12 protein-coding genes and 1 pseudogene are annotated in these 12,162 nt (G+C 61.0%); 7 read left to right on the top strand and 6 right to left on the bottom strand.

The genetic code is table 11. The annotated features are described in order from the left end of the window. Positions 1-9: 9 nt before the first annotated feature. From WMO17_RS11255 to WMO17_RS11270, 4 genes are all read left to right on the top strand, one after another. The gene (locus tag WMO17_RS11255) at positions 10-942 is read left to right on the top strand and encodes an MOSC domain-containing protein (RefSeq protein WP_120081475.1); all 933 of its coding nucleotides are present in this window, start codon (positions 10-12) and stop codon (positions 940-942) included. Between the two features lie 79 nt (positions 943-1,021). Continuing rightward, positions 1,022-1,909, top strand: coding sequence for a molybdate ABC transporter substrate-binding protein (modA, locus tag WMO17_RS11260; RefSeq protein WP_120081474.1), 888 nt, complete (start codon positions 1,022-1,024; stop codon positions 1,907-1,909). Between the two features lie 60 nt (positions 1,910-1,969). Next, positions 1,970-2,641 carry a molybdate ABC transporter permease subunit gene (gene modB / locus WMO17_RS11265; RefSeq protein ID WP_120081473.1) on the top strand — a complete coding sequence of 224 codons (672 nt, stop codon included), beginning with the start codon at positions 1,970-1,972 and terminating at the stop codon, positions 2,639-2,641. Beyond that, complete coding sequence (locus tag WMO17_RS11270; protein WP_120081472.1) at positions 2,638-3,684, top strand: sulfate/molybdate ABC transporter ATP-binding protein; 1,047 nt, start codon at positions 2,638-2,640, stop codon at positions 3,682-3,684. The genes modB and WMO17_RS11270 overlap by 4 nt, the downstream gene beginning before the upstream one ends. Here the strand turns inward: WMO17_RS11270 and WMO17_RS11275 are convergent. Together WMO17_RS11275 and WMO17_RS11280 are read right to left on the bottom strand one after the other, a co-directional pair. Further along, positions 3,668-3,778 carry a hypothetical protein gene (locus WMO17_RS11275; protein WP_349138124.1) on the bottom strand — a complete coding sequence of 37 codons (111 nt, stop codon included), beginning with the start codon at positions 3,776-3,778 and terminating at the stop codon, positions 3,668-3,670. The two genes, WMO17_RS11270 and WMO17_RS11275, sit on opposite strands and share 17 nt — an antisense overlap. Before the next feature lie 20 nt (positions 3,779-3,798). Further along, positions 3,799-3,903, bottom strand: a pseudogene (locus tag WMO17_RS11280) (UDP-N-acetylglucosamine 2-epimerase); the annotation flags it as partial. Positions 3,904-4,173: 270 nt separating this feature from the next. Here WMO17_RS11280 and WMO17_RS11285 point away from each other — a divergent pair. Continuing rightward, the gene (locus tag WMO17_RS11285) at positions 4,174-4,860 is read left to right on the top strand and encodes a response regulator transcription factor (protein ID WP_044953253.1); all 687 of its coding nucleotides are present in this window, start codon (positions 4,174-4,176) and stop codon (positions 4,858-4,860) included. An 18-nt stretch (positions 4,861-4,878) separates the two neighbouring features. Further along, the gene (locus WMO17_RS11290) at positions 4,879-6,405 is read left to right on the top strand and encodes a sensor histidine kinase (protein ID WP_154256606.1); all 1,527 of its coding nucleotides are present in this window, start codon (positions 4,879-4,881) and stop codon (positions 6,403-6,405) included. A gap of 104 nt (positions 6,406-6,509) precedes the next feature. Here WMO17_RS11290 and WMO17_RS11295 read toward each other — a convergent pair whose 3' ends face one another. The 4 genes from WMO17_RS11295 to gltX form a co-directional block, all read right to left on the bottom strand. Then, positions 6,510-6,671, bottom strand: coding sequence for a hypothetical protein (locus WMO17_RS11295; RefSeq protein ID WP_005937708.1), 162 nt, complete (start codon positions 6,669-6,671; stop codon positions 6,510-6,512). Between the two features lie 48 nt (positions 6,672-6,719). Beyond that, positions 6,720-7,667, bottom strand: a complete 948-nt coding sequence (locus tag WMO17_RS11300) for a pectinesterase family protein (RefSeq protein WP_349138126.1) — start codon at positions 7,665-7,667, stop codon at positions 6,720-6,722. An 81-nt stretch (positions 7,668-7,748) separates the two neighbouring features. Beyond that, positions 7,749-10,037: a SpoIIE family protein phosphatase gene (locus tag WMO17_RS11305; protein ID WP_349138128.1), complete on the bottom strand. Its 2,289-nt coding sequence runs from the start codon at positions 10,035-10,037 to the stop codon at positions 7,749-7,751. Between the two features lie 185 nt (positions 10,038-10,222). After that, positions 10,223-11,692: a glutamate--tRNA ligase gene (gene gltX / locus WMO17_RS11310; protein ID WP_082210819.1), complete on the bottom strand. Its 1,470-nt coding sequence runs from the start codon at positions 11,690-11,692 to the stop codon at positions 10,223-10,225. A 282-nt stretch (positions 11,693-11,974) separates the two neighbouring features. Here gltX and WMO17_RS11315 point away from each other — a divergent pair. Beyond that, a partial coding sequence (locus WMO17_RS11315) for a Type 1 glutamine amidotransferase-like domain-containing protein (protein ID WP_349138129.1) occupies positions 11,975-12,162 on the top strand: 188 nt, incomplete at its 3' end.

Raw genomic sequence — 12,162 nt, forward strand, 5'->3', positions numbered from 1 at the left:
CACAAATTTATGGGTAAAATTCTGGCTATCTGCACAAGCCCCCGGCGCGGCACCTTGAAAACGCCGGTGCCGTCCGCTGTTCTCACCCCGGAGTGGGGTATTGTGGGCGATGCCCACGGCGGCAGCTGGCACCGGCAGGTCAGCCTGCTGAGCGCGGAAAAAATTGAAGCTTTCCGTCAAAAGCTCTGGGTGGACTACGGTGCCTTTGGCGAAAATCTGGTGGTGGCAGGGTTCGATCTTGCCACCCTGCCGGTGCCCAGCTTTTTTGCCATTGGGGATGCCGTGCTGGAAATGACCCAGATCGGCAAGGAGTGCCACAGCGACTGCGCCATCCGCCAGCAGACCGGCGACTGCATCATGCCGCGGGAGGGCGTGTTCGCACGGGTGGTAAAAGGCGGCACCATCCACACCGGCGACGAGATGAAGTTGCTGCCCACCCCGGCAGACCTGCCCCTGCGCGCGGCGGTGATCACCCTTTCCGATAAGGGCAGCCGCGGCGAACGGGAGGACAAAAGCGGCCCGCTCATTGTGGAAATGCTCACCGCCACAGGCTACAAGGTGGAAGAAACGCTGCTTCTGCCGGACGATGCCGCCCAGCTCAAAACCCAGCTGCTGCGCCTTGCGGATGCCCGTCAGGTGAACCTGATCCTCACCACCGGCGGCACCGGCTTTGCACCCCGGGATATCACCCCGGAGGTGACTTTGAGCGTAGCCGAACGCAACGCGCCCGGCATTGCCGAGGCCATGCGGTACCATAGCCTTACCATCACACCGCGCGGGATGCTCAGCCGCGGTGTCAGCGTGCTGCGCGGCAAGACCCTGATCGTGAACCTGCCGGGCAGCCCTAAGGCCGTAAAAGAAAACCTCGAGTACATCCTGCCCAGCCTTGCGCACGGCATCCGCCTTGCCGCCGGGCTGGACGGCGAATGCGCCCGGAAGTAAAAAAGTATCCCGGTGGGCGGCACCGCATCCTGTACCGTATCAAATGCAAAGATTCATTTTAAAAACAGGAGCGCTTATCATGAACAACACTAAAATTTCCCGCCGCAGCTTTCTGGCTGCTGCCAGTATCGCCGGTGCCGCTGCGGCCCTGACCGCCTGCGGCTCCTCCGCTTCCAGCACTGCATCTTCCGTGGCAGGCTCTGCCGCTGCTTCTTCTGAAGCTACCGGTGGATCCATGGAGCTGATCGTGTTTGCCGCCGCATCCCTCACCGAGACCCTCACCGCCATCGGCGAGATCTACTCTGCCGAGAACCCCGGCGTGACCTTCAGCTTCAACTTCGACTCCTCCGGCACCCTCAAGACCCAGATCCAGGAAGGCGCGGACTGCGACCTGTTCATCTCCGCCGGTCAGAAGCAGATGAACCAGCTGGACAGCACCGCTTCCGCCGATGTGAACACCGAAGGACTGGACTTCGTGGACAGCGATTCCCGCGTGGACCTGCTGGAGAACAAGGTCGTTCTGTGCGTGCCCGAGAATGGCGATAAGGGCATCGACAGCTTCGATTCTCTGGCCGAGCACCTCAAGGCCGGGGACATTCTGTTCTGCATGGGCAACAGCGATGTGCCCGTGGGCCAGTACACCCAGAAGATCCTTGCCTACTACGATCTGGACGAGGAAGCACTGGCCGCAGCCGGTGTCATCACCTACGGCTCCAACGTCAAGGAGGTCACCACCCAGATCACCGAAGCCAGCGTGGATGCCGGTGTCGTGTACTGCACCGATGCCTACAGCGCAGGCCTGACCCCCGTGGATGAGGCCACCAAGGAGATGTGCGGTCAGGTGATCTACCCTGCCGCCGTGCTGAAGGCCGCCCCCAACGCCGAGGCTGCCAGGGAGTTTCTGGCCTATCTGCAGACCGACCGCGCCGCGACCGTGTTCGAGAGCGTGGGCTTCACCGCACTGTAAATTCGTTGTTTTTCAGAGCTTCCCCTCCGGGGGAAGCCTTTTTATTCGGAGGTATCATTTATGGACTGGTATCCCCTTTGGAACAGCCTGCGCATCGCCCTCGTCAGCTGCGCGGCGGTGTTCTTCCTTGGCATTTTTGCCGCCTACTATATTGCCAAGCTGCCGCGCACTGTCAAGGGCGCGCTGGACGTGGTGCTCACCCTGCCCATGGTGCTGCCGCCCACGGTGGTGGGCTATTTTCTGCTGCTTTTGTTCGGCGCAAAGCGGCCGCTGGGTGCCTTTTTCATGGAGCATTTCGGCGTGAAGCTGGTCATGAACTGGTACAGTGCCATCTTTGCATCTATCGTGGTGGCCTTTCCGCTGATGTACCGCACGGCGCGCGGCGCGTTTGAAAGCTTTGACGAAACGCTGGCATGGTCGGCGCAAACGCTGGGCCAGTCGGACGTGTGGATCTTCTGGCGGGTGCGGATGCCCTGCTGCCGTCAAGGCATTCTGGCCGGCACGGTGCTGGCCTTTGCCCGCGCGCTGGGCGAGTACGGTGCCACCAGCATGATCGCAGGCTACACCCCCGGCAAGACCGCCACCATTGCCACCACCGTGTACCAGCTGTGGCGCACCAACGACGAAGCCGGTGCCATGCGCTGGGTGCTGGTGGATATCGTGATCTCGGCAGTGGTGCTGCTGGCCGTGAATCTGCTGGAGAAAAAACAGAAAGCAAGTGGCCGCGCATGAGTCTTGAAGTGAACATTACCAAAAAGCTGGATGGCTTTACCCTTCACGCCAACTTTGCCGCGCGCAGCACCGCCACAGCCATTCTGGGCGCGTCCGGCTGCGGCAAAAGCATGACCCTGCGCTGCATTGCCGGTATCGTAAAGCCGGATGCGGGCCGCATCGTACTGGGCGGCCGGGTGCTGTTTGACAGCGCCCAGCACATCGACCTGCCGCCGCAGCAGCGCGGCGTGGGCCTGCTGTTCCAGAACTACGCACTGTTCCCCAACATGACCGTGGAGCAGAACGTGCTCTGCGGCCTGAAAGCCGAAAAAGACAAGGCCGCCCGCAAGGCCCGCTGCGCCGAAATGCTGCAGGCCATGCGGCTGGAATCCCTTGCCAAGCGCTACCCGGCCCAGCTTTCCGGCGGACAGCAGCAGCGCACCGCGCTGGCACGCATCCTTGTGGGCAGGCCCAAAATTCTGATGCTGGACGAGCCGTTCAGTGCGCTGGACAGCTACCTGCGCGAGGAAGTGGAGGGCGAAGTGGGCAGCCTGCTGGCCGGGTTTGGCGGCACGGTGCTGCTGGTCACCCACAACCGTGACGAAGCCTACCGCCTGTGCCGGGATATGATCGTGATGGATGGCGGGCAGGTACTGCGCACCGGCGGCACCAAAGAGGTGTTTGCAGACCCGCAGAGCACCACCGCTGCACGGCTGACCGGCTGCAAGAACATTCTGTCCTGCACCCGCGTGGATGCCCACACCGTGCGCCTGACTGGCTGGGATGCGCCCCTTCACCTTGCCGCCGAGGTGCCGGAAACCTGCACCGCCGTGGGCATCCGCGCCCACGACTTTGCCCCCTGCGCACCAGCTGCGCCGAACGCTCTGCCGGTGCAGCTGAACTCCACCAGCGAGAATCCCTTTGACTGGAACCTGATCTTTACCGCGCCGGACGGCACCACCCGCCTGTGGTGGAAGGTGAGCAAGACGAACCTGACCGCTGCGTCGCCGGAGGCACCGGCGTTTCTGGGCACTGCACCGCAGAACATCATGCCGCTGGGGTGACGGACAGCACGCTGGGGATTTTCTTCAGCGCTTCCTGATCGGCCTTGTTCAGGTCCTTGACCGCGAACCGCAGTCGGATCATGCAGTGTGCCACGCTGGAAATGTTCTCGGTGCCGCCTGCCGGTTGAACTCCTCCGGATAGGGGGAATCCAGATCGTAGGTGCGCAGTCCGGCTTCCACATGGCCCACCGGGATGCGCAGATAAAAGCAGGCCAGCGCCGCCGCACCTTATCCACAAGCTCACTATTATATGCGCCAAACTCGGAATTGTGCAGGTCGGAAAGCACCACCATCCGGCTGGGCCTGCGGTCTGCCCCGCAAACTCTGGCTGTGCAGGGCCGTTTTTCTGTGGTATACTGGTACTGGAAGCAGCCCGCCGCTGCGGGCACTTTTTTTGAAAAGCATTCACGCAAACTTCACAGCTTTTTTTTATTCTTGCTGTATGATATTCTGGTCAAGAAGTCTATTATTGAGGAAGGTGTCTGTATTATGGCTAAGATCCTGATCGTTGACGATGAGCCGCGCATCCGCGAGCTGATCCGTGAACATTTACAATATTCCGGTTATATCTGTGAAGAAGCCGCCGACGGCACAGCTGCGCTGACCCAGCTTTCCGGCGGAGCCTTCGATCTGGTCATTCTGGACCTGATGATGCCGTTCATGGACGGTATGACCTGCCTGCGGGAGATGCGCGCCCGCCACATCAACACACCGGTCATCATCCTGACCGCCCGCGGCGAGGAATACGACAAGCTGGCCGGCCTGGAGAGCGGTGCCGACGACTACGTTGTCAAGCCCTTCTCTCCCCGTGAGCTGGTAGCCCGCGTCAAGGCCGTGCTGAACCGCACCATGCCCAAGCCCGCCGCTGCCTCCGACACCATGACCTTTGGTGAGCTGACCATCGACACGGCCAGCCACACGGTGCGCGTTTCCGGCGAGGAGGTGGCCCTGACCCCCAAGGAGTTCGACCTGCTGGTGTTCCTTGCTTCCAACAAGGGCATCGCCCTCAGCCGTGAAAAGATCCTGCAGAAGGTGTGGAACTACGACTACTTTGGCGAGGACCGCACCGTGGATACCCATGTCAAAATGCTGCGGGGCCATCTGGGCAAGTGCCGCAGCTACATTGCTACCGTGTGGGGCATCGGCTACAAATTCGACCCCGACGCAACGCGCTGATAAAGGAGCGGAGGATTCATGCGGCACCATCACTCCCCCGGCATCCGCGGCCAGCTGATGTGGTTTTTGTGTTGTATCTGTCTGTTCCTGCTGGCACTGGTGTGGTTTCTGTCCACCCAGCTGCTGGAACCGCTGTACACCAAGCACATTGAAAAACAGCTGACCACTCAGGCAGAAAGCATCACCGCCGAGCTGGACAAGGCTATTGCAAACGGCGAAGCCCTTTCGGCATGGTCTTTTGGCCATCTTACGGTCAACACCACGTTTTTTGACCGGCTTGCCACCCAGCTGTACGCCAGCGGTTCGCTGAACAGCTTCTGTGTGGATATTTCCGATACCACCATGCGCACGATCTATAAGATCGAGAACCAGTCCTACTGCAACCTGCACGAAACGCTGCTCTCGGATTCCGCCAACAACGATATGATCGTTTCCACCGCTGTGGCCATGCGCAAGAAATGCCGCACCACCGGCGGCTTTGTGCAGACCCTGAATCCGCCGCGGCTCTCCGGCTCGGCACAGCTGCTGGTAGGGCGCAACACCTCCGGCGGCGAGTACACCGTTCTGGTCACTACCAGCCTTGTGCATGTGGCTGAAGCCGGCAGGGTGCTGAGCACCGTGCTGCCCATGGCAGCGGCGCTGATCTTTGCCTTTGCCATGACGGCAGCATGGCTGTTCAGTGAGTGGTTCACAAAACCGCTGCGCCAGCTTTCCAGCGCTGCCCGCCAGATGGCCATGGGCAACTATGCCGTGCAGGTGGATACCCGCCGCAGCGATGAGCTGGGCGATCTGGCCCGGGACTTCAATCACATGGCAAGCGAGGTGCAGCATTCTTCGCAGATGCAGCGCGACCTGCTGGCCAACGTCTCCCACGACCTGCGCACCCCGCTGACCCTTATCAAGGGCTATGCCGAGACGGTGCGCGACATTACCGGCGACGACAAGGCCCACCGCGATGAGCAGATGAACATTATCGTGGACGAGACCGACCGCCTGACCGCACTGGTCTCCAGCGTGATGGAGCTGAGCAAGGTGACCAGCGGTGCCGACAAATGCGAGCGCGTGCACTTTGATATGGGCCAGCTGTGCGACGAGGTGAGCGAACGGTACGATGCCATCTGCGCCCAGAACGGCTGGCAGCTCCAGCTGGAGCTGCCGGACGAGGAACTGCCCGTTTACGCAGACCCCAACATGATGCAGCGCGCACTGCATAACCTGCTGGGCAACGCCATGCACCACATCGGCAAAGACGGCATCTTCATCCTGCGGGCCCAGCGCTGCACCGAGGGCGTGCGGATCGAGGTGGAGGACCACGGCCCCGGCATCTCTGCCGACGACCTGCCCTATATCTTTGATCGGTACTACCGCTCCCGTTCGGATGCCGGCAAGCAGGGCACCGGTCTGGGCCTTTCCATCACCAAGGCCATCTTCCAGCAGCACGGCTTCCGCTTTGGTGTGCAGAGTGCCATCGGCATGGGCACTACGTTCTGGTTCATCATGAACGACCTGCCCGCCAATGCAGCCGAGATGGCCGGGCAGGAATAATCAGGAATAATTTTAAAGCCGGGATGACCGTGTGGTCGTCCCGGCTTTTGCTTTTTCTATAGAGCATCGTTTCTGCCCGCAATACTGCGGCCATTCCAAATGATTTACTGGCTGGAATCTGCTGTGTGATAAATTCCGAATGTATTATCCGGTGCGGGCATTTCCACCCGGGAGGCACGATCATTCACAGCCCACATCATCCAGCCCATTGCGGCCAGTGCCGCCAGAATGATGATCCATTTGACAAAATTCGGCAGTTTTTTCATAGAAGATCCTTCAAATCCGTTTTATACATTATTTTATATTTTCAGCTTTTATTCCGGTCTGCAAAGTTTCCGTGCACATCTGAGCAGCTCTTCGGCCTGCTGGCTGTCCAGCTGCTTCACCCATGCACCGCGCGCTGCTGCGCCCTCGCCGGTGCTGCCCGCTTCCGCAAAGCAGGCAAGATCCGAGTCGGTGCGGCTCTGCCAGGGCGAAAAGCCCTCCGGCGCGATGTGTGCACCAAGGCGGCAGTCCAGCACGGCAGTCTTTCCGGTGGGCCGCCACGGCCTGCCCAGAAACACCGTGCCCGCCGGGCAGTCGTCCGAAACAAAGTCGCAGTCCCAGAACACAAACCCGAGGCCATCGGCACGGCCCGAGGGAGCCGTGACGTAGCTTGCAGGCAGGTGGTTATTCACGGTGCGGATGGTGCACTGCTCAAACAGAGCGTCCGCGCCACCAAAAATAAAATCGATATCTCCCGCGATCTCGCAGTGCCGGTAATACTGGGCCGTCGGGCGGCGGGGCGCAAAACGGCCCGGGCCAAGGAAGCCATCCTTCTCCCGCTCCTTCTCCGGCAGAGGGGCGCAGAACAGCGTATCCTGATTGCTCAGCAGCCGCACATTCTCAAAGAGGGTGTGTGAGCAGTCCACATAAGCCGCCACGGCCTGCCCCACCTTTGCCCCGGGGCCGGCATCGTTTTCAATGGTCAGGTCCCGCACCCGCAGTTCTATCCCCCGGAAAAACGCGGTATAGCTGCGGAAGGTGTGGGTGGGCCTGCCGTCCGGGTGCGGCAGCTTGCCGCCGTCGCCCCACACGATGCGGGTGCTTTCCATGCCTGCGCCGATCAGGGTGATATCCTGTTTTTCGCACACCAGCTTTTCGCGGTAAACGCCCGGGCCAATGCGGATCTCTGCTGCGCAGGCATAAGGCACGGCCAGCACCGCTTCGGACACCGAAGCAAAATCGCCGCTGCCATCCTGCGCTACGGTTATGGTAAGCATGTTTCTGTCCTCCCGTTTTGTTTCTATGCTTCCATAGTATACCTTCTCCTCCATCGAAAATCAACGAAGTTTGTATGAACATCAAACGCATTTTTCCAGCCGCAGCACCGCCGCCGTAATGTCATCCGGCCTGCCGGTCTTCTGGGCGCGCACGCGGGCCGTTTCCACCAGCGTTTTTGCAACTTTTTCCGGCGCATCTCCTGCCGCAGCGGAAAGCTCCAGCTGCTTTGCCACCCAGCCCGGGCCGTCCACCAGCAGCCCGTCCGAGACCAGCACCGCATAATCGCCCACCGTCAAATGCACCACCCGGCTCTGGCCGTTCACTCCGCCCAGAATGCCCACCGGCAGGCTGGTGTCGCCCACAGCACGCACCCGCCCGCCGTGCACAAGGAAGCCCGGTGCCGCACCGGCCTTGAACAGCCTTGCCGTGCCGGTGTAAAGATCCACGCTGATGAGGTCCAGCGTGGCACCGCTCTCATCCTCACTTTTCAGGGCAAGGGCCACGTTGACCAGCCTTGCCGCCAGCTCTGCGGTAAAGCCCGCCTTGAGCAGCCGGGCCGTCAGCTCGGCGGCAAGGTTGCCATCCACGGCTGCAGGCCTGCCGGTGCCCATGCCGTCGCACAGGATCATCTGCGCTGCCGCCGGGCTGCAGAACTGCTGCACCGCATCGCCGGAAATACTGCCCCGCGCCGCCGCGCCCGCCATGCCGAACACGGCCCGCAGCACAGGCTTTTCGCTGAACAGCAGGGTGGTCATTCCCTTGCAGGAAAGCACCTGCGGCACTTCCAGCGTGCGGCGGCAGATGCGGCCCACCTCCCCGGCCAGCGCGGCCAGCTCCTGCGCCGAGAAGCGGGTGCGCGGCAGCGTGACCGCCGCATGGGTGCGGCCCAGATCATCCAGCGTGACGGCACACTCCTGCGGCGGAGTGCCAAGCTGCGCAAAAAAGTCCGCCACCCGGCCGGATTTATAGGGTTCCGGGTCGCCCGGACGGCCCAGCTGTTCTCCCAACACGCCCAGCGCTTCGGCCACGGCGCTGTACTGCTCGGTCAGGGCAGTGCGCATGGCTTCGGCATGAAGGCGGGCCTCCTTGCGGCTGCGGTACAGCGCAAAGGAGCGGTTTGCCGCTGCGCACAGTGCTGCCGGGTGGATGCACCGGGATAATTGCCCGGGCAATTGAGTCGTTTCCAGCCCGCCGCTGCTTTCCAGCAGAGGGCGCAGTGCTTCCATGCCCTCCAGCGTGGCGGCATACTCCTGCTTCCAGCAGGTATCCCGCCGTCCGCAGTTAAAACAAAGGGTATCATGTGTATTATCAATTACCCAATGGAAATCCTCACGCCGGTGCGGCAGCGTTTCGTAGACATCGTTCACGGTCTCTGCCAGCGATGCAAGGCTCTGGGACACCTGTTCCAGCCGGGTGGCCGCTGCACTGTACTGCTGCGGCTGGGCCTGCCCTGCCTGCGGCTTTTCTTCCGGCTCCGGCACAAGCCATGCTGCGGGCATGGCCGCTACGGCCGTGATGCCGATGCAGACGTTCAGCAGATATTGGAACGCGCTCCCGGGCGGCTGCACACAGAGTGCACCGGTCACGCAGCCGCCCGCGTAGGCAGCTACCGTTTCCATGCGCCGTCCGGGTGCCAGCACCGCCGCTGCCGCCGTGGCACAGGCAAGGCCGGATGCCGCAAAGCTGAGAGCCGGGTCTGCCGCGCATAGCGCAGCGCCCAGCACCGCGCAGGCCGCAAGCGCGGCTTTGGCCTGCCCTTTGCTGCATAAATACAGTTCCAGCGCCGCGCAGACGATCACGCCCGGCAGCAGCTGCCACAGCTGCACACTGCCCAGCGCCGCCGCTGCGGCCGCACCCACCAGAAGCATCCCGGCACCCGGCTTTTCGGGCGCGAACTGCCGCAGACAAAAGCCCATGGCTGCGGCCAGCAGGGCATCTGCTGCACTGTAAAACACCAGCTCTGCCCCGCCGCCGCCAAAGGCAAAGCACAGCGCCACACCCACCAGCGTGCCGCAGCCCGCCAGCACCGCTGGGGTCAGTGTTCTGGCACCCATCCACCGCGCTGCCACTGCAGCACCCAGTGCGCACAGCATACAGACACTGCGCAGCGAGAGCGCGCCAAACCCGTGCAGCAGTACACCCAGCGCCGCACCCGCCGCACAGGGGGCAAAGCAGTCCTCTGCAAAGCCCAGCACAAAGCCCAGACCAAAAGGCATCAGTGCACCGTACAGAACGGCCCAGCCGCCCGCAAATCCCACTGCCACAGCCGCCAGCCTGCGCGCTGCCGGGCGCAGCTCTGCCCGCCGTGCCAGTGCTGCCCGCTGTCTGTTCTGCCGCCCGACCGCTGCCAGACCCATCCGCTCTGTCATAAAAACTCCCCGCTTTCCGGCGGGGCGTTGTGGTTCTGTTCCCCGCGCTTTCTGCATATACTGTAGCGCGGGCGCGCGGCGATTTTTGGCGCGGTGCAGTGTTCTGCCGCAAACCGGCCCAAAGACGCAAAAAAGCCCTGCAGCGTTCAAAAATGCTGCAGAGCTTTGTGGTTTTATGGCAAAAATCAGCCGTTCAGCTTTTCAATTGCCGCTTTTACGCGGGCAAGGGTGGTTTCGCGGCCCATCATGCAGGCAAGGTCGGTGCCGCCGCCGGGGGTGCGCTGCTTGCCAGAAAGGGCAATGCCCAGCGGGTACAGCAGCCAGCCGTTCTTCTTGCCCAGTTCCTCAGCCTTGGCCTTGCAGGCATCGAAGACGGCATCGCGATTGCCAAAATCCAGTGCTTCGTCGCTGAGCACAGGCAGCAGGGCTTCCAGTGCCTCCTTGGCGGTCTCCGGGGTGGTCTTCTGCTTCTTGTTGGCGTACATGCTCACATCGTACTCGGGCATCGCATCAAAGAAATCCAGCTGCTCCGGGATCTCGCCCAGCACTTCGCAGCGGGGCTGCAGGTTTGCGCACAGCAGCTTTTTGTCGATAGAGGTGTGCACGGCCTTGTCGATCCACGGCTCCGCCTTCTTCTGGAACTCTTCCGGGGACAGGCGGCGGATATATTCCGCGTTGATGGCCCGCAGCTTGAGGGGATCGAAGATGGCCGGAGACTTGGAGATGCCGTCCGGAGACCAGATCTTGACCAGCTCCGGCAGGGAGAAGATCTCCTGCTCGGCATACTCGCCCTTGGGGCTCCAGCCCAGCAGGCAGATGTAGTTCAGCACGGCCTCGGTCAGGTAGCCCTTTGCCACCAGATCCTGATAGCTGGCATCGCCGTTGCGCTTGGAAAGCTTATTCTGCGCATCCTTCATGACCGGCGGGCAGTGGATGTAGGTGGGGATCTCCCAGCCGAACGCCTGATACAGCAGGTTGTACTTGGGGGTAGAGGACAGATACTCGCTGCCGCGGATCACGTGGGTGATGCCCATGAGGTGATCGTCCACCACATTTGCAAAGTTGTAGGTGGGCATGCCGTCGGTCTTGATGAGGATCTGGTCGTCCATCTCGCTGTTGTTCACCTCGATGTGGCCGTACACCACATCGTCGAAGCCGGTCACGCCCTCGCGGGGGATCTTCTGGCGGATAACATAGGGTTCCCCGGCAGCAAGACGCTTTTCCACTTCCTCCTTGGGCAGGTCGCGGCAGCAGCCGTCGTAGTGGGTCATCTCACCATTGGCGCGCTGCTCGGCGTGCAGGGCCTCCAGACGCTCCTCGGTGCAGAAACAATAATATGCCTTGCCCTCGGCCACCAGCTGCTCGGCATACTGTTTGAACATGCCCATGCGCTCGCTCTGCACATAGGGGCCCACGGGGCCGCCGATGTCCGGGCCTTCGTCCCACAGCAGACCGGTCTCCCGCAGGGTGTTGTAGATGACATCCACAGCGCCCTCCACATAGCGGCCCTGATCGGTATCCTCGATGCGCAGGATGAAGGTGCCATCCTCGTGCTTGGCCATCAGGTAGGTGTACAGGGCAGTGCGCAGGTTGCCAACGTGCATATAACCCGTGGGCGACGGCGCAAAACGGGTGCGGACTTTATTGCTCGGCATAGAAAAACGCTCCTTTATTCTCATGCAAAAAATTTGCGGATAGCTATGTTTTATTGTACTGATTCTGCGCAGTTTTGTCAATGCGGGATAATATCATGCATTCACAGCTTTGCTTTTTTTGTTCGCAATATGCTATACTTGATTCAACAAATCGAAACTTGTCGGGGCGAGGCCCCTCCATCTTGCTACGCAAGACCGTTCTGTCACTTAAAAGCCCCACTGGGGCTTTCATTGTTCCGCTTCGCTCCACAAACGCGAATTTATATATAAAGGAGAATATTGATGAAACTGTTTTTATGTTCGCACTTTTCAAGTGTAGGAAGTCTGATAAAGGAAGAAATTGAAAATAAAAAAGTCGCATTTATTCCAACAGCTTCGCTGCGTGAAGGCTACACCGGTTATGTCGGCTCGGCTCGAAAATTATTCAAAAAGTTGGGAGCAATCGTAACTGAAATTGATATTTCAACGGA

It is taken from the genome of Faecalibacterium faecis (genome assembly GCF_040096475.1).
Lineage (GTDB): Bacteria > Bacillota > Clostridia > Oscillospirales > Ruminococcaceae > Faecalibacterium > Faecalibacterium taiwanense.